Source organism: Bacillus sp. AR4-2 (assembly GCF_008274865.1).
GTDB lineage: Bacteria > Bacillota > Bacilli > Bacillales > Bacillaceae_G > Bacillus_A > Bacillus_A cereus.
Map to the genome: position 1 here is coordinate 748,472 of NZ_CP031062.1, position 16,707 is coordinate 765,178.

Sequence of the window (16,707 nt, forward strand, 5' to 3'; positions counted from 1 at the left end):
AGATGGAGAAGAAACAAAGTATACTATCACCAATTATCCGTATTACTTTTACATTTCTAGTGTTGTGTGGACTTGTATACCCACTTATTGTTACTGGTATTGCACAAGCAGTAATGAAGGATAACGCGGATGGAAGTCTAATATATAATGATAAAAATGAAGTGATTGGTTCTAAATTAATTGGTCAAAACTTCACGGATCCACGTTATTTTCAAGGGCGTGTTTCTAGTATTGAATATAAGGCTGAAGCATCTGGTTCAAATAACTATGCACCATCTAATCCAGATTTAGCAAAGCGAGTAGAGAAAAGTATTGCGGACTGGAAGGAAAAAAATCCAGCTGTTCCGGTTACAGAAATACCAATAGATTTAGTGACAAATTCAGGTTCAGGGCTTGATCCTGATATTAGTCCAAAGGCGGCCTCGGTGCAGGTGGATCGCATCTCGAAATTAACAAATATTCCGAAAGAAAAACTTAATCAATTGATTAAAGATCAAACAGAAGGTGCTGCGCTTGGTTTATTTGGAGAGACCCGCGTAAACGTCTTAAAGCTAAATTTGGCATTACAGAAATTAATGAAATAGTAACAGTGCTACCTCAATCTAATGGATTGAGGTAGCGTTGTTTCGAATGAAAGGTAGTGTTTATTTTGTATGCAGATGATTATGAACCGAAGTTTCAAAGGCGAACGCCAGAGGAATATTTAGAATATATTCGTCAGCAAAATCGCGGAAAGTTAAAGCTATATGTAGGAGCAGCTCCAGGCGTAGGAAAAAGTTATAAAATGCTCTTTGATGCAAGGGAAATGAAAAAAGATGGAATTGATATTGTAATTGGTTTAATTGAAACGCATGGAAGAAAAGAGACGGAAGAAGCAATTGCTGATTTAGAAAAAGTTCCTTTGAAAGAAATACAGTATAAAGGAAAGGTATTTTATGAGCTTGATGTGGAAGGAATAAAAAAACGCGCGCCGCAAGTAGTTGTAGTGGATGAACTTGCGCATAGTAATGTTCCTGGTTCTAAACATAAGAAACGTTATATGGATGTGCAGGAATTGTTAGAGGCTGGTATATCGGTATTATCAGCTTTTAATATTCAACATTTAGAAAGTGTTCATGATATTGTAGCTCAAATTACGAATGTAAAAGTAAGAGAACGAATTCCAGATTTTATTTTACAAAAAGCAAATGAAATTCAGCTCGTTGATGCAACGCCCGAGGTATTAAGGAAGAGACTAATAGACGGAAAGATATATAAAGAAGAAAAAATTCAGCAAAGCTTACAAAACTTCTTTACACTTAATAATTTAGGAGCACTTAGGGAATTATCACTTCGAGAAGTTGCGGATGATATGGACGAGAAAATTAGCCAAACAGTAATAGAACCGATTGGCGTAAAAGAAAAAATTCTCGTTTGTGTACAATACAGTTCAACAGCGGAGAAATTAATACGACGGGGATGGCGCATGGCTGATCGGTTAAATGCTGAATTGTACGTATTAAACGTTGAGAGGGAAAATATAGATTCTATTTCAGCTGGAAAAAAGCAGACGATCGAAGAGTGGAAGGCGCTCACGAATCAATTTGATGCAAGTTTTGTATTAGAAGAAGCAAAGGGAAGAAAGCCAGCGGATGTTATTATTGAAGTCGCGAAAAGATTGCAAGTAACACAAATTTTACTTGGACAATCGGCTAGAACAAGGTGGGAAGAAATACGAAAAGGCTCTATTGTAAATGAAATTATGAGACAAACAAAGTATATTGATATTCATATTGTTGCGGATCAAAGAGGATAAATAGAGCCGACCTTTTTGGGGGCTCTATTTTGCTTTTTGTACAGAATGAAAACTTAGCATTTTCATTGTATATAAGATTACAAGTAAAAACATAATTGCGCCTAGGAAGAAAATCCAAAAGTAATTTTGGTTAAATAAAAGAAATCCACCTATAAGTGGCCCTGTGCCCATACCAAGATAGCGGATGAAGTTGTACATACCAATAGCTGTTGCGCGTTCTTGTACGAATTCTTCTGTTAATAAAGTAGTGTGAGTTGGCATAGAAAGTCCCATACTAAAACCGTACAAAGATGTAACGATAATGATGAATGGGATATTGATGTTATATGTGAAAGAGAATAAAACGACACATATAATATTGAAGAAACTCGTAATAAATAAAGCTTGCTTTGTTGTGAGGCGTTTTTGCAAAAATTTGTAGCAAAAACTTCCTAGCATGATAGAAAGAGACATTGGTACAAACATAAGACCAATTTTATTTACAGTTAAATGAAATGAATTTGTTAAAATACTCGGTAAAAAAACGAGAAAGCAAAAGTAAATACAAAATTGAATGAAGCCAATAAGAGTAATAGAAAATCCAGTTTTATTTTTTAAGATAAGAGAGTAATTCTTTTGTGCTTTAGATTGTTTAATTATATTTGGCTTTGTTTCTGGGAGTAGTGAAATGTTTATAATTAATAAGATAATGCCAAGTGTAGATAAAAAGAGAAATACAGATAAGTGACCATTTATACTGCCAAGATAACCACCTATGAGAGGAGCCATTGCAGGTGCGAGGGCAAGTAACATTTGGTATAGGCTCATCGCTTCTCCGCGTTCTTTTCCTTCAAATAAATCGCCGATAATCGTTGCTGAAACTACAGGTATAGCCGCTATTCCTATAGCTTGAACAGCTCTAAAAAAGAGAAATAAATAAATGTTTGCCGAAAAGGCACATCCGATTGAACCAATTGTACTAATGACTAAACTAGGGATAAGGACAGATTTTCTCCCTTTTGTATCAATTAAAGGTCCATATACGAGCTGCATAATTGCAAGAACGAATGTGAAAAGTGAAACTGTTACATTTACAAGATAAAGAGAAGTGTGAAAAGAATTTTGAATCATCGGTAAGATAGGTGTGTAAATATTTTGAGTGAAGGAACCGAGTAAGGCACTAATACAGACAACATATAAAATAAAAGTTAGTTTAGAGTTTTTCATCATGTTAACCTCCTTGTGATTTAGTTTCCTCGGAAACTAAATTTATTTTAACATGATTTTCTTACTTGTAAAGATGAAAAAATGGTTTTAAAATGGTATATAGTTAAATTGTTTCTTTGGAAACTTAGGAGGCGAACGGATTGAAGCATGCAACGAAGCAAATGGAAATACTTTCGGACATTCGTACACTTTTGCATAAAAAAGAAGAACATTTAAAACGACAAAATGAGAAGTTTCTTCGTGAGACAGGCGTAAGTAGTATGTCTTTATCTGAGTTACATGTAATCGAATGTATCGGAAAAAATGGTTTGATGAATGTAACGGCAATTACGACAGAAATGGGCCTGACGAAGGGAGCAATCTCTAAAATTTGTACAAAGTTGTTTCAAAAGCAATTCGTTGAGAAGATGCAAATGTTAGATAATCAAAAAGAAATCTTCTTCAGCTTAACGGAGAGTGGGAATGAAATATATAAAGCTCATGAAAAATTGCATAAGCAAGCTGAAGAAAAGTGGTTGTTACTTTTAGATGGATATACGAAAGAAGAGCAAGACTTTATTCAAAGGTTTATAAAGGATGTCTCCGGTCATTTGGAAATATAATTGGAAGAAAAAACTCCTTTTTCTCAAGGCTTTTAAATATAATTTCTGAAAGAACTCATATATAATAGAAAAAGATACTTAACATGGTGAATAATTAAAGAGTCAATATATATAGAGGAGAGAGTAACATGCTTGAAAATACGGGGTTAGTATTAGAAGGCGGCGGTATGCGTGGTGTATACACGGGCGGGATATTAGAATACTTTATGGAACAAGATTTATATTTTCCATATGTAATCGGTGTATCAGCTGGTGCTTGTCATGCAGCGTCGTATCTTTCCAGACAAAGAAATAGAAATAAAACGGTCAATATTGATTATGCATCACATCCGAAATATTTATCGTATAAAAATTTATGGAGAAAACGTCAGCTATTTGATATGGATTTCATTTTTCATGAAATTCCAGAAAAGCATGTGCCGTTTGATTTTGAAACATACTTTAATAGTCCAGAACGTTTCCTTGTAGGAACGACGGATTGTGAAACAGGACAGTCTGTTTATTTTGAAAAAGAAGGAACGAATGATGATGCACTAAATTTATTACAAGCGTCTAGTTCATTGCCTTTCATTGCACCAGTCGTAAATTATCGTGGTAAGCAACTGTTAGATGGCGGGATTTCTGATCCAATTCCAGTTCGTAAAGCACAGGAAGATGGATTTAAAAAATCAGTCGTAATTTTAACGAGAAATCATGGTTACGCAAAGAAAAAATCAAGATTTGGGTGGATTGCTGCGAAAGCTTATAAAAAATATCCGAACCTTGTGAACACGATGCTAAATCGTTATGAAGTGTATAATGAAACACTTCACTATATTGAAAAAGAAGAACAAGCTGGGAATTTATTTGTTATTCGTCCAGAAGTACCGCTTCAAGTAGATCGTATGGAAAAAGATACAGCAAAACTACAAAATCTATACGAGCAAGGCTATGAAGATGCAAAGAGACAGTTTGCAGATTTGCAGGCGTTCTTGCAAAAATAAATATTAGGCTGCGGAGAAGAATTTCTCTGTAGCCTTTTTATATTGCTTTTAAAAAAGGAAAATAGAGCATCGAATTTCGATGCTCTACTTTTTATGTATAAAAAAATCCCTCTTTATGAGGGATTTTAATGTGGTAAGAATATCAATTGATAAGCAAACAAAATTCCAAATACATATACAAGTGGGTGAACAGCACGGAATTTACCTTTTGCCACTTTCATAAGTGGATATGAAATAAATCCAAGTGCGATACCTGTTGCGATACTTGATGTAAGTGGCATGCTTAAGATTACTAAAAATGCTGGGAATGCTTCATCAAATGCGTCCCAATCGATGTGGCGAACTGAACCCATCATAAGACTACCAACGATAATTAATGATGGAGCAGTAATAGCTGATACACCAGAAACAGCACTTACTAATGGTCCGAAGAATGCTGCTAATGCGAATAGAACAGCTACTGTAACAGTTGTTAAACCAGTACGACCACCAGCTGCAACACCAGCAGATGATTCAATGTAAGCTGTTGATGGTGTCGTTCCGAACATAGAACCAATAGTTGCTGAGAATGAGTCAGATAGAAGAGCTCGTCCTGCTTTTGGAAGCTTTCCGTCCTTCATAAATCCACCTTGTTGTGCAACGCCAAGTAATGTACCTGTTGTATCGAATAGTGTAACAAGGAAGAATGAGAATACAACGCCGTATAATCCGTAGTTAATTACGTCAGATACAGCAGTAATTGGATTTGAAACGATAATTCCTTCTGGTAATCCAGGCATTGATGTAACACCGTTTGAGAATGTTAATTGTCCTGTGAAGAAAGCGATAATACCAGTTAATAACATCCCGATAAATAGTGCGCCATTTACATTTAAAGACATAAGGACAATTGTAATTCCAAGTCCAGCTAATGCTAGTAGTACTGGAGCAGAGTGAAGATCACCAAGTCCAACTAAGTTTGCATCATTTTTTGTAACGATACCTGTTAAACGTAAACCGATAAAGGCGATAAATAGCCCGATACCAGCAGTAATTGCATGTTTTAAGTTTTCAGGAATTGCTTCCATTAATTTTGTACGGAAAGATGTAAATGATAGCAAAATTAAAATCATACCTGCTACGAATACAGCAGAGAATGCAATTGCGAAAGTCATGCCTTCATGCGCTTTTACAACAGAGTAAGAGAAGTAAGCATTTAATCCCATACCTGGCGCGATTGCGATTGGTAAGTTTGTAAAGATTGCCATAAATAATGTTCCGACAACAGCAGCAATAATTGTTGCTGTAAATGCTTGTTCAAATGGAACACCTGCATCTCCAAGGATAACAGGGTTTACGACAATGATATATGCCATTGTTAAGAAGGTAATAATACCTGCCATAATTTCAGTTTTAATAGAAGTTTTATGTTTTGAAAGGTTAAACATATAAACATCCTTTCTGTTTACGAATAATTTTCACAACAGTTATATATAATATTCGTTTTTTATCTATTTTGCAATAGTTTTGCATAAAAAGTTTATAACAATTCATATTTTGTGTCTTAAATTCGAATATTAATCGTAAAACGATGTGTGAATTTCAGCTTTTTATTGTGCACATGCTAAGGAAAAGGAGTTGAAAGAAGCTATGCCACAACAAAAAAACTTTATAACAATGCCTGCGCAACATCAAAATAAGCAGCCAGGTATTGAATCATTAATGAGCCCCCTTCCGCAGTTTGAAGATGCAAACTATAAAGGAAGTGAAAAGTTAAAAGGGAAGAATGTGTTAATTACGGGAGGGGATAGCGGAATTGGACGAGCAGTTTCCATCGCTTTTGCAAAAGAGGGAGCAAATGTTGCGATTGCTTATTTAGATGAGGAAGAAGATGCAAATGAGACGAAACAACGTGTTGAAAAAGAAGGTGTAAAGTGTGTATTGTTGCCGGGGGATTTGAGTAATGAACAGCATTGTAAAGATATTGTGGAAGAGACCGCCCGGCAGTTAGGTAGTTTAAATATTTTAGTTAATAACGTTGCACAGCAATATCCGCAGCAAGGGCTAGAGTATATTACAGCAGAACAGCTAGAAAAAACATTTCGTATTAATATTTTTTCTTATTTTCACGTTACGAAAGCAGCCCTTTCTCATTTGAAGAAAGGGGATGTCATTATAAATACGGCATCTATCGTTGCATATGAAGGAAATGAAACGTTAATTGATTATTCCGCAACGAAAGGAGCAATCGTAGCTTTTACAAGATCACTTTCTCAATCGTTAGTGCAAAAAGGGATTCGGGTAAATGGTGTTGCACCAGGCCCGATTTGGACACCGCTTATTCCATCGAGCTTTGATGAGAAGAAAGTCTCTCAGTTTGGGAGCAATGTTCCGATGCAAAGACCTGGTCAACCATATGAATTAGCGCCGGCATATGTATACTTGGCATCTGGTGATTCATCCTATGTTACTGGGCAAATGATACATGTAAATGGGGGCGTTATTGTAAATGGATAGTTTTCATTTATAAGAGCAAAGTAATGTTAATTCCACTTATTATAGGGAGCGCTAGGGGGGATATAGCTGAAAAAGTTATGTTTCATCATACTATTATTTTTCATCCTACCGGTTAGTGCTTTTGCTAATACAGATCATTTAATATTAGTAAATCTTACGACGAACCAGTTGTCTTTTTTTGAAAATGGAAATTACACAAAAACATTTCCAGTAACGACTGGAAGAGATCGTACACCTACGCCTGAAGGTAATTTTTGTATTATAACTAAATTTAAAAATAAAGAATACCATCGAAAAAAAATACCTGGGGGTGCACCGAATAACCCTCTTGGTACGAGGTGGCTTGGACTAGATAAGAATGAATATGCAATTCACGGGACGAACCGGGAATGGACGATTGGAAGTAGGGAATCAAATGGCTGCATTCGTATGCATGACAGGGATATACAATGGTTATATGACCGAGTACAATTACAAACAAAAGTAATCATTTCTCGTTTTCATACGAGCCCCGAATATGAAGCGAATAAGCTTGGTTATCGCGTTGTGAGCTGGAATGGTCGAAAAATAGAAGAAGAACAAATTGGAGTACTTACGCTAGTAGACCGCGCGGATATATATTGGCAAGAACCAAATGGACAGTTAACGAAAGTGAAAACGGTATTGCCAAATGAAAGATATCCAGTGTACTCAAAACGAAAAGATGGAATATATTATATAGGAAACAATTCGTATATTATAGATGAAACAGGAGAGAAAGTTCGTTACGAGCAAATTCCTTCTTCGATTTTAAGTAATATATATAAACGGAAATACAATGTTCCGTAATGGCTACCGTATTATAGACGGTAGCTTATTTATACTTGGAGTTTAACTGCAACTATTGTATTTTGCTGAATATAATACAGTACAGATAGGGGGCGGTTATATTATGAAAAGTGAATTTGCGTTTAAAGTTTTCTTAGTAACGACCTGTTTATTTATCGTGTATTTATATGCGTTTCTCGTCTTTTCTTTTTATGTTCCATATGTTGATTTAATATTGTTCTTCGGATTTATTTGGGCGTTTGTGAAAGCGAGGGAAGGAGAGAAGAGTATATATCGGCGCATTACCCTATGCGGGACGGCCGTTCTCGTTATTTTGTACTTTTTTATTATGCATGATTTTTGGAGAGGAATGTAAAAAAAGCATACGATTAATCGTATGCTTTTATATCTGTTAATGATGGAAGAGAGGCAATTGCACCGTAATTTGTACATGTGATAGCGCCTACTTTATTGGCAAAGGAGATAAATGCTGTTAAGTCTTTGAAATGATACGAAAGTGTATGTTCACTTTGGGCAATCTGATATAACATTGCTCCAACGAAAGCATCACCAGCACCAGTTGTATCGACTTGTTGAATGGAAATAGAAGAGACAATAGTTTGACCTTCATTTGTCGCAAGAAGGGTACCGTCTTTTCCAAGTGTAATAGCTACTACTTTTGCGCCATAATTTAATAATTTGAGTGCAGCTTGTTGTAAATCACTCTCTTTAGAGAGCATAGTAGCTTCCTCTTGACTTACTTTTACGAAGTGTGCATGTTTTATAAAGGTTAGACAATCTTGAGAGAATTGTTCTGTATTTGTAATGAGTGCACTTCGATAATTTGGATCAAAAGAAATAAAATGGCCTTTATCTTTCGCATATTGTAACAACTGAAAATACGTTTCTTTTAATGGGCTTGATAGTAAAGCTGTCGCTGAACCGAAATGTATTAAATCACTCGTTTGTATTTTTGATAAATCAATGCTATTGAATTGATATTCACCATCTGCACCACGCATAAAAGTAAAATCACGTTCGCCATCTTGATCGATGGATACGAATGCAAGTGTTGTTTGTTTATCTTTTATGAGCATGGATGTATCGACTTGCGCACGCTGTAAAGTTTGTTCAAGAAACTCACCAAATGGGTCGTTTCCTACTTGCCCCATAAATGTAGCGTGTCCACCTAATTTTGTAATCGCAGCAGCAACGTTAGCGGGTGCTCCACCAGCTTTTTTTTCGAAATCTGAACCGTTTACTAAAGAAACGTTAGTATTTCGGCACACAAAATCAATTAATAGTTCACCTATACAAAAGACATTTCTCATACAATCCCTCTTTTCAGCTTATATTGTGTGATGGTAAAGCTTAGTTTTGCATCTGAAAAGATTGCGATATGATGTTTCATGTCTTTTCGGGGAAAAACTCGGGACGTAAAGACTGTTGAACCATCGTATAAGAAAATTTCCACGATGCTTTTATCTACAAATATTTGTAGTTCTATCGTATCTTGAATATTGATTTTTTTACAGCGTTCAAATCCATATTCTCCGCCAAATTGATGGTAGAAGTTGCCCCTGTCTATAGAAATAGTACCTTGTTCCCGATTAAATGTAATGGGGAAACATTCCTCCTCATTGTGGAAGAGAGAAAGACCAAAACGCTTTGCATCTTCTGTTTTAAGTGTAACAATTAATTCATAGGAGTCTTCATCATCAAGCGTTGATAATACATTTAATCCAGCTGTTATATCTCCTGAAATGTCTTTTTTTGTTGTTCGTAGTTTTGTTAATTCTGAAACTGGTTTTTGTTTTAAGATGTTATCTTCTAATGTTAATTCACGTGGAAGTGTTAGGCAATGAGCCCACATATAATCATCAGAAGGATATGTGATTTCACTTGATCCTGCCCAAGCAAACAATAGGCGACGACTAGTAGAGTCTTCTAAAGTTTGAGGGGCATAAAAATCGAATCCTTTATCAGCTTCGTAATAGGAATCAACATGGAAATATAAATTTTTAATATCGAAATGGCCTATAGCATAAACGACATTGTATACATTGTGAAAGTTTTCTCCGTCTTTTTCAATTCCTTGCGGTGAAAAGAGAAGTACATCTTTCCCTGATAATTGGAAGTAATCGGGGCATTCCCACATAAATCCGAATTCTTTTAAGTTTGTTGTAATTTCGCCTTGGAAATGCCAATTGTATAGGTCTTGTGATTTGTATAGTAATAGAGTTCCTGTTTTATTTTCACGTTGGGCACCGAGTAACATATAGTACATATCATTATGTTTCCAGACTTTTGGATCACGTACATGTTTTGTATATCCGTCAGGAATTATATCAATAACAGGATTATTACTATATTTCGTCATCGTATATTGTGAATCCATTGTTGCCATACATTGTTTTGCATCACGGGAATCATCAGGCTTTTTTATATTCCCTGTATAAAGTAGATGAAGAAGGCCATCTTTTACGATAGCACTACCAGAATATGCACCGTGTGATTCATAGCTTTCAGTAGGGATGATGGCTACAGGCATACGCTCCCAGTTAATAAGGTCTTTTGACCTCACATGCCCCCAATGCTTCATTCCATGAATGGGACCAAATGGATACCACTGATAAAAAACGTGATATTCATCATTGTAGTATGATACACCGTTAGGATCATTCATTAATCCAAATGGTGGGTGGATATGATAAATTGGTTTCCATGAATCTTGGTTTGCAATTTCATATAAAGAATGTAATTCGTCTTTATTAGATTGCAGTATTGTTTTATATTTTGACATAGGTTTTCACCCCGTTATTATTTACTTTCTTTATATAAAATGAATGTGGCAACAAAAGCAGTGATAACTGCAATAGCGAAACCAATTATATAGTGAATCATGTTCATCATGCCAAGAGGTGCAACAATTGTAAGCATCGGAATACCTGTTAAACCGTATGCATTAGCCGCTACTTGCATCCAAACAACGTAAGCGCCTCCAATTGCGCCGCCAATAGCTGCTGCAATAAATGGTTTACCAAGTTTTAAATTGACACCAAAGATAGCTGGTTCTGTAATTCCTAAAAATGCTGAAGCTGCTGCTGGAATTGCAATTTCTTTCGTTTTTTTGTTTTTTGTTTTGAAATAGACAGCTAAAGTAGCACCGCCCTGTGCAACGTTCGCCATTGACCAAATAGGGAGTAAGAAATTGACACCGATATCTTTATTTGCGAGTAAGCCCGCTTCAATAGCGTGGAAGCTATGATGTAAGCCAGTAAGAACGATTGTTGAATACAATCCACCGAATATAAGTCCAGCTACTGGTCCTGCAAATTGATAAATTGTATTTAAAAGGTACGTAATGCCGTCACCGATTTTATATCCAATTGGTCCGATAATAATAAGTGATAAAAAGCCAGTTATAATAATTGTTAAGAATGGTGTAACTAATAAATCTAAAGAGTTCGGAACACGTTTTCGAAGTTCTTTTTCAATTGTACTCATAACATATACACATAATAAAATAGGTAAAACAGTACCTTGATAGCCAATCATATCAATATCCATACCAAGGAAATGTAAAACAGTGGGTTTTGCATTTGAAAGAGTCCAAGGATTTGTTAAGTTTGGGTGAGTTAATATACCACCAACAACTGCACCTAAGAAAATGTTTCCACCAAATTCTTTAGCGGCACTAACTCCAATTAAAATAGGTAAAATGATGAAAGCTGCACTTGAGAACATATCAAGTAATTGGATAAGTGAGTGATCTCCAGGAACTAATTTAAACGCTTTCAACATTCCGAGTAGACCCATAAGTAAACCGCTTGCGACGATAGCTGGAATAATTGGAACAAAAATATTAGATAGTGTCTTTGCTAGGCGGGCGATAGGATTCATTTTTTTCTTAGGTATATCGTTTGATGTTGTAGAATCTAGTTCGGCTATTCCAATTAGTTTTGAGAATTCACCATATACTTTGTTTACTATGCCAGTTCCAAAAATAATTTGATATTGCTCGGTCGTTGCAAAAGCACCTTTTACTCCATCGATGTTTTCGATTTCTGCAGCGTTTATTTTCGTATCATCCTTTAATATAAGACGAAGGCGAGTCGCGCAATGTGTGGCACGAACAATGTTTTCCTTTCCACCAATATTCTGTATTACTTGAGTTGCAATTTGTTTCATATCCATAAAAATTCCCCCTTACTATAAATTTCCTTTTGTGGAACCGGTTCCGCAAAAAGTTAAAATAAAAAACAGGGAAATGATGTTGAAAATCCTGTTTTTAAAATGTGGAACCGGTTTTAATTTTATTATAGAGCGCCTTTATATTTTGTCAACGCTTTCTTGGATTTTTAATGTATAACGAGAGTGTAATATTTTTGGTATAGTTTTGTTTTCAACAAGCTGTGAAAGAGAAGTGGCAGCAAGCTTTCCAGCATACTCATAGTCAAACGCAATTGTCGTTAAACTAGGGTGTACCATTTCTGAAATATCATATCCACCGAATCCTGTTACAGAAATATCACCTGGTACAGAAAGAGAGTGGGAGTGAATGACTTTCATTGCGCCAAGAGCGATGTTATCTGTAGCACATACGATAAGAGTTGGGCGATTATTATCTAAAATATGTTGTACTTGTTTCATGGCATCTTCTATGCGGAAAGTTGTTTCGTAATATGAAACGTTGCAAGTCGGTTCTAAATTTTCAATTGCTTTTTGAAAACCATTTTTTCGATTTATTCCAACAGAAATATCATCTTTTTCTATCCCTAAATAGGCAATATGTCGATGGCCTTGCGATAAAACGTATGCCCCTAACTCATAAGCTGCATCATAATCATCGTGAACGAGGCAATATTGATCTTTATATTCTTGCCCGACGAATAAAATAGGGATGTTTGAATTAGCCATAATTTTTTGATGTTCATTCGTTAATGTTTTTGTTAATAAAATAATGCCAGCTACCTTTTGTTTTATAAAGTTTTCAATTGCTTGTATTTCAGTTCCGGTTGTTTGATTTGCATTTGCTACAAGCATTTGATAGTTATTTTCCTGTAATGTTTTATCGATCCCGATAAGTGTTTTCATTGTAGCGAAGGAGTCTAATCGGGGGATGATGACACCAATTAAATTTGTTGTTTTTGCTTTTAAACTTTGAGCAAATGTATTGGGAGAGAAATTTGTTTCCTGAATAATACCTTCGATTTTAAGTTTTGTTTTATCACTTACATATCCGCCGTTTAAGTAACGAGAGACTGTGCTTTTTGCAACTCCAGCCAATTTGGCGATATCTGCAATTGTTTTAGCCATAGTATTCCACCTTCGTATTCATAAAAATGTTAACTTTATTATAGGGAGAATTAGAGATGACGTAAACCAGAAGAGAGAAAGAAAAAACCACCTCACGTATATGAGGTGGAATAATTGTTAATATCTAGGCTTAAATGTATGACAACAAGTCTCTACACTCGTTGCTACAGAACTTTCTAGCGTTTCGTTTGTTAAAACAGCAGCTGTATATGAATCATTTTCAGTTTGACCAGTTTCATCTGCATCAGGCTGAACGATGATCGCACTTGCTTGACAAAAGTTACCTTGTCCCCAAAAAGAACAGTTGGAAACAGAACATCTTACTTCTGGCATAAAACCCCCTCCTTATACATTAGTGTGGGATTTTACGCCCATTTCATGTGTAGAAGGAGTTTCCTTTTCTCGTTACTTTTTCGTTTGCTCAAGCCATTCTTTTAATTTGTCTTTCGGCTGTTCACCGCTAATACGGCTCACTTCTTTGCCATCTTTAAAATGAATGATTGTTGGTGTACCTTGAATTTTATATTCATCCCAAGGAGCATCTAATTTTTCAATATCCATAACTTTCATATCAACGTTTAAGTCTTTAGCCATTGGCACTAGGACAGGAGATAATTTTTGGCAATGAACGCAAGATGTTTGATAAAAGTATACTGTTTCTTCTTTTTTCTCTTTTAAGTTCTTTTGAAGATCTGAAAGAGAAATTTTATTTGTGTAGTAGTCAGGACCGTTTGTCTTACTTTCAGTAGGATTATCAATCTTTTGACTAGTAGCATTTTTTTCTTCCATTTGTGTTACAGCAAAAATTGCCACGAACAAGGCGATAATAATACCACCAAATATAAGCATTTTTTTCATTCTTTCATCTCCTTATTTGTTTTTGATGACAATAAAGCTACAAACAGCGATTGTAATAAAGCCGATAAGTGCTAAAAACGGGATTGTCACAAAGCCGAACCAGTTTATGTATTCTCCCGTACATGGTACACGTCCACAAGCTGCCCCAGCAGCTGAAAATGCTGCGACTTTTTGAATTGCATAGTGATATAAAGAAATACAAGCACCAATACTTGCAATTGGTAAAGAATAACTTGCAATGCGATAATCTTTCTTTGCTACAGCGATACCAAGCCATAAAACGAATGGATACATAAAAATACGTTGATACCAACAAAGAACACAAGGCTCAAATTTCATGATTTCGGAAAAGTACAGACTTCCTAGTGTAGCGATAAAAGAAGCTCCCCATGCGGTAAGTAAAGCATATTCTTGCTTTTTTTCTCGTCCCATATTTTATACCTCTCTTATAATAGTTACATACTAAATTATAGTATGAAGTGGTATGGAAAAGAAAGAAAAAATATGTTTATCAATAAAAGTTTTATAAGGAGAAACTTTTATTGATATAAACATTTTAAAAAAGCGCCATTCTCCGGAAGAGAATAGCGCTATATTTTACATTTGAATTTGTTCTACTTCTTCTACATGCGACTTTTGGGATGCATGGTCAATATATTGAAATAGGAGCTGCAATTGTTTATCAACTTCTGGTAGTTCCTTGCTGTATTGATAAGCGTGTAAAAAATGCTCAATACGCTTAGAAAATAATTGATCGTTCGTTTGAACCATGAGAACGAGTAATTTATCCCAATTACAGCAATACGTGTAATAGAGAGCTTTATCATAGTCGTTATATGTTTGCACTGTGTACCCTCCTTACCGAGAGTTATATATAGTGTGTGATAAGTAAGGAGAAATACACTTGAAAGAATTTGTTAAGAAAAAAAGTGAATGAAAAGAAAAAACGAGGAGTTTCCTCGTTTTTTAAGCTTTTGGCATTGGCGTAGGTGTTGGTTTGCCATAGCCTTCTTTATATTTATTATCGATATAGTTACGAATTTCTAGCGTTGATTTTCCTTTTTGTTTCATGGAAGTAGATTCAACTGCGATTTCTAGGCAATTGACGCAAGTCGTTGCGTGGGAATCCCAAACAACTTCACCATTCTTTTTAATTTCACGGATAAAGCAGTTTTTATTATTTTTATGTCCTACACTTTCGCCGCAACCACAATAGCATGGAATCCAATCTAATAGCTCTACATTTTGTCCAGCCACGGTGTAGATATCTTTCATTTGTGGATCAAGCTTATCTAGGAAGGTCGGAAGTGTGTCGACTCCTTTTGTTTTCTCTTGAATGTCAGCTTGCTGAGTGTGCGATGCGTGGTCATGTTCTTCTTTTTTTGATTCAGAAGATTTTTGGTCATTTGTACCAGTACTTCCGCATCCAGCAAGAATTAAGCTTAGTACTGCAAGTAAAGAAAATACATACTTTTTCATTCGCTTGTCCCCTTTACAAATGTATTAATCAAATTGTATCAGAGATTACGGTGTATCGGTTGAAGATTTTTTTGACTGATTTTTGAAGCGCCACCTTAGCGAATGAACTAGAAATAAAATTGGGATATAAGCGTATACAATATACAATCCCGCTTGAGATAGTACAGTATTTAATGCGTTGATACTTTCCCGATTTTTAAAAAATAAAGAAGCTGTAAAAACGATGAAAATAAAAAATGGTAGTGTAAATTTAAATGAAATATGAAAGGAACGCTTCATCGTTTGACATGATGACCAAATAGTTAAACAAAGATTCGGCAAAATTATTAAAAACCAAACAAAAATAATAATATATTCGAACCGTTGAATAAAAGGAACTTTAATTATTTTTAACATCGTTAAAGTAGGCCAAATAGTGTGATTCAATTGTCCTTCACTATAATACATAAATGATACAATAGCTAAAACTACATAAATTAGAGTGCTAAAAACAATCCCTGCGTGAGCCCATCTTTTTAAAGATTTTCCTTTTTCAATAAAGGGATAGAAGATAAGAATTGTTTCAAATCCGAGAAATTCTAATGCAGATTGTTTTGCTGACACAAGTATGTCGAAAGGGGAATGCGTAAAAATAGGTAAAATATTACGAAAATGTGCATACTTCATCGGATAGACTAAAAAGAATACAACGAACATAGGAAGAACAATACCCCAAAAACATATCCCTGTCACAGAACGGAAGCCACCTTTTATAATGTAGTAAGTGACTAATAAAAACATAAGCGTAAGTTTCCATAACTTAATGGTAGGAAAGATCCAAACTTGTATTACTTCCATATATGTACGAAGAACAGTAAGGCAAAATAATAAGCAATAGAGAGTGAAAATTACAGAAAATATAGAGCCAATCCATTTTCCAAAGGTTGTTGTATGAATGCTAATTAAATCTCCGTCTTTTTCAAGCATTTTTAACATACAAAACAGTACAATATGAGTTGCAATACCTGCAATAATAAGAGAAATCCAAGCATCATAACCTGCATTTTTCAAAATTACACGTTGATATCCGAGAATTCCTATTCCGATTTGGAGAGAATGCAATAAAATAAATGCAAAATATGGAGAGACAGTTTTTGTTTTATTCATTGTATTCATTGCTCAT

At 35.2% G+C, this 16,707-nt stretch carries 19 protein-coding genes; 7 read left to right on the forward strand and 12 right to left on the reverse strand.

Annotation, left to right across the window (positions count from 1 at the left end; translation table 11 throughout):
* The first annotated feature begins 2 nt into the window (after positions 1 to 2).
* Together kdpC and kdpDN are read left to right on the forward strand one after the other, a co-directional pair.
* Positions 3 to 584, forward strand: a complete 582-nt coding sequence (gene kdpC, locus DN399_RS03895) for a K(+)-transporting ATPase subunit C (protein WP_000412594.1) — start codon at positions 3 to 5, stop codon at positions 582 to 584.
* Positions 585 to 640: 56 nt separating this feature from the next.
* On the forward strand, positions 641 to 1,795 hold the full coding sequence (gene kdpDN, locus DN399_RS03900) for a KdpD-like non-kinase potassium sensor (protein ID WP_074619043.1): 1,155 nt from the start codon (positions 641 to 643) through the stop codon (positions 1,793 to 1,795).
* 24 nt (positions 1,796 to 1,819) lie between these two features.
* Here the strand turns inward: kdpDN and DN399_RS03905 are convergent, their stop codons facing one another.
* Positions 1,820 to 3,001 carry an MFS transporter gene (locus DN399_RS03905; protein ID WP_149149326.1) on the reverse strand — a complete coding sequence of 394 codons (1,182 nt, stop codon included), beginning with the start codon at positions 2,999 to 3,001 and terminating at the stop codon, positions 1,820 to 1,822.
* 140 nt (positions 3,002 to 3,141) lie between these two features.
* On the opposite strand from DN399_RS03905, the gene DN399_RS03910 reads away from it, so the two are divergent.
* Both DN399_RS03910 and DN399_RS03915 read left to right on the forward strand, forming a co-directional pair.
* Positions 3,142 to 3,603: a MarR family transcriptional regulator gene (locus DN399_RS03910; RefSeq protein WP_016121923.1), complete on the forward strand. Its 462-nt coding sequence runs from the start codon at positions 3,142 to 3,144 to the stop codon at positions 3,601 to 3,603.
* Between the two features lie 128 nt (positions 3,604 to 3,731).
* The gene (locus tag DN399_RS03915; protein ID WP_000892679.1) at positions 3,732 to 4,586 is read left to right on the forward strand and encodes a patatin-like phospholipase family protein; all 855 of its coding nucleotides are present in this window, start codon (positions 3,732 to 3,734) and stop codon (positions 4,584 to 4,586) included.
* Between the two features lie 125 nt (positions 4,587 to 4,711).
* Here DN399_RS03915 and DN399_RS03920 read toward each other — a convergent pair whose 3' ends face one another.
* A complete protein-coding gene (locus tag DN399_RS03920) occupies positions 4,712 to 6,013 on the reverse strand; it encodes an NCS2 family permease (protein WP_000482715.1) in 1,302 nt (433 codons plus the stop codon).
* Positions 6,014 to 6,215: 202 nt separating this feature from the next.
* Between DN399_RS03920 and DN399_RS03925 the strand changes: the two genes are divergently transcribed.
* The 3 genes from DN399_RS03925 to DN399_RS03935 all read left to right on the forward strand — a co-directional run bounded on the left by DN399_RS03925 (position 6,216) and on the right by DN399_RS03935 (position 8,265).
* On the forward strand, positions 6,216 to 7,082 hold the full coding sequence (locus DN399_RS03925; protein ID WP_001136261.1) for an SDR family oxidoreductase: 867 nt from the start codon (positions 6,216 to 6,218) through the stop codon (positions 7,080 to 7,082).
* A 66-nt stretch (positions 7,083 to 7,148) separates the two neighbouring features.
* Positions 7,149 to 7,910 (forward strand): L,D-transpeptidase, encoded by a 762-nt coding sequence (locus DN399_RS03930; protein ID WP_025709928.1) that lies wholly within the window; start codon positions 7,149 to 7,151, stop codon positions 7,908 to 7,910.
* 103 nt (positions 7,911 to 8,013) lie between these two features.
* A complete protein-coding gene (locus tag DN399_RS03935; protein ID WP_000834195.1) occupies positions 8,014 to 8,265 on the forward strand; it encodes a hypothetical protein in 252 nt (83 codons plus the stop codon).
* Between the two features lie 13 nt (positions 8,266 to 8,278).
* On the opposite strand, the gene DN399_RS03940 is transcribed toward DN399_RS03935, so the two are convergent.
* The 10 genes from DN399_RS03940 to DN399_RS03985 all read right to left on the reverse strand — a co-directional run bounded on the left by DN399_RS03940 (position 8,279) and on the right by DN399_RS03985 (position 16,700).
* Complete coding sequence (locus DN399_RS03940; RefSeq protein WP_149149327.1) at positions 8,279 to 9,220, reverse strand: carbohydrate kinase family protein; 942 nt, start codon at positions 9,218 to 9,220, stop codon at positions 8,279 to 8,281.
* A complete protein-coding gene (gene scrB, locus DN399_RS03945) occupies positions 9,217 to 10,692 on the reverse strand; it encodes a beta-fructofuranosidase (protein ID WP_000049751.1) in 1,476 nt (491 codons plus the stop codon). Before scrB ends, DN399_RS03940 begins: the two co-directional genes overlap by 4 nt.
* Before the next feature lie 17 nt (positions 10,693 to 10,709).
* Complete coding sequence (locus DN399_RS03950) at positions 10,710 to 12,086, reverse strand: sucrose-specific PTS transporter subunit IIBC (protein ID WP_016121925.1); 1,377 nt, start codon at positions 12,084 to 12,086, stop codon at positions 10,710 to 10,712.
* Positions 12,087 to 12,221: 135 nt separating this feature from the next.
* Positions 12,222 to 13,208: a LacI family DNA-binding transcriptional regulator gene (locus DN399_RS03955; protein WP_001140402.1), complete on the reverse strand. Its 987-nt coding sequence runs from the start codon at positions 13,206 to 13,208 to the stop codon at positions 12,222 to 12,224.
* 117 nt (positions 13,209 to 13,325) lie between these two features.
* Entirely contained in the window at positions 13,326 to 13,541 is a 216-nt protein-coding gene (locus DN399_RS03960) for a DUF1540 domain-containing protein (protein ID WP_001115482.1), read from the reverse strand.
* A 72-nt stretch (positions 13,542 to 13,613) separates the two neighbouring features.
* Positions 13,614 to 14,066 carry a thioredoxin family protein gene (locus tag DN399_RS03965; protein WP_000738450.1) on the reverse strand — a complete coding sequence of 151 codons (453 nt, stop codon included), beginning with the start codon at positions 14,064 to 14,066 and terminating at the stop codon, positions 13,614 to 13,616.
* A 12-nt stretch (positions 14,067 to 14,078) separates the two neighbouring features.
* Positions 14,079 to 14,498, reverse strand: coding sequence for a disulfide formation protein C (locus tag DN399_RS03970; protein WP_000532263.1), 420 nt, complete (start codon positions 14,496 to 14,498; stop codon positions 14,079 to 14,081).
* A gap of 165 nt (positions 14,499 to 14,663) precedes the next feature.
* Positions 14,664 to 14,912, reverse strand: coding sequence for a YhdB family protein (locus DN399_RS03975; protein WP_001195459.1), 249 nt, complete (start codon positions 14,910 to 14,912; stop codon positions 14,664 to 14,666).
* Between the two features lie 120 nt (positions 14,913 to 15,032).
* On the reverse strand, positions 15,033 to 15,545 hold the full coding sequence (locus DN399_RS03980; RefSeq protein ID WP_149149328.1) for a PCYCGC domain-containing protein: 513 nt from the start codon (positions 15,543 to 15,545) through the stop codon (positions 15,033 to 15,035).
* A gap of 45 nt (positions 15,546 to 15,590) precedes the next feature.
* The gene (locus tag DN399_RS03985; protein WP_001095034.1) at positions 15,591 to 16,700 is read right to left on the reverse strand and encodes a GerAB/ArcD/ProY family transporter; all 1,110 of its coding nucleotides are present in this window, start codon (positions 16,698 to 16,700) and stop codon (positions 15,591 to 15,593) included.
* Between the last annotated feature and the right edge of the window lie 7 nt (positions 16,701 to 16,707).

What these genes read in the sequence shown, in the direction of transcription:
- kdpC (WP_000412594.1), top strand. Translation starts at nt 3, where the DNA reads ATGGAGAAGAAACAAAGTATACTATCACCAATTATCCGTATTACTTTT.
- DN399_RS03935 (WP_000834195.1), top strand. Translation starts at nt 8,014, where the DNA reads ATGAAAAGTGAATTTGCGTTTAAAGTTTTCTTAGTAACGACCTGTTTA.
- DN399_RS03920 (WP_000482715.1), bottom strand. Translation starts at nt 6,013, where the DNA reads ATGTTTAACCTTTCAAAACATAAAACTTCTATTAAAACTGAAATTATG.
- DN399_RS03905 (WP_149149326.1), bottom strand. Translation starts at nt 3,001, where the DNA reads ATGAAAAACTCTAAACTAACTTTTATTTTATATGTTGTCTGTATTAGT.
- DN399_RS03980 (WP_149149328.1), bottom strand. Translation starts at nt 15,545, where the DNA reads ATGAAAAAGTATGTATTTTCTTTACTTGCAGTACTAAGCTTAATTCTT.
- DN399_RS03950 (WP_016121925.1), bottom strand. Translation starts at nt 12,086, where the DNA reads ATGGATATGAAACAAATTGCAACTCAAGTAATACAGAATATTGGTGGA.
- DN399_RS03925 (WP_001136261.1), top strand. Translation starts at nt 6,216, where the DNA reads ATGCCACAACAAAAAAACTTTATAACAATGCCTGCGCAACATCAAAAT.
- scrB (WP_000049751.1), bottom strand. Translation starts at nt 10,692, where the DNA reads ATGTCAAAATATAAAACAATACTGCAATCTAATAAAGACGAATTACAT.
- DN399_RS03985 (WP_001095034.1), bottom strand. Translation starts at nt 16,700, where the DNA reads ATGAATACAATGAATAAAACAAAAACTGTCTCTCCATATTTTGCATTT.
- DN399_RS03970 (WP_000532263.1), bottom strand. Translation starts at nt 14,498, where the DNA reads ATGGGACGAGAAAAAAAGCAAGAATATGCTTTACTTACCGCATGGGGA.
- DN399_RS03960 (WP_001115482.1), bottom strand. Translation starts at nt 13,541, where the DNA reads ATGCCAGAAGTAAGATGTTCTGTTTCCAACTGTTCTTTTTGGGGACAA.
- DN399_RS03955 (WP_001140402.1), bottom strand. Translation starts at nt 13,208, where the DNA reads ATGGCTAAAACAATTGCAGATATCGCCAAATTGGCTGGAGTTGCAAAA.
- DN399_RS03965 (WP_000738450.1), bottom strand. Translation starts at nt 14,066, where the DNA reads ATGAAAAAAATGCTTATATTTGGTGGTATTATTATCGCCTTGTTCGTG.
- DN399_RS03915 (WP_000892679.1), top strand. Translation starts at nt 3,732, where the DNA reads ATGCTTGAAAATACGGGGTTAGTATTAGAAGGCGGCGGTATGCGTGGT.
- DN399_RS03940 (WP_149149327.1), bottom strand. Translation starts at nt 9,220, where the DNA reads ATGAGAAATGTCTTTTGTATAGGTGAACTATTAATTGATTTTGTGTGC.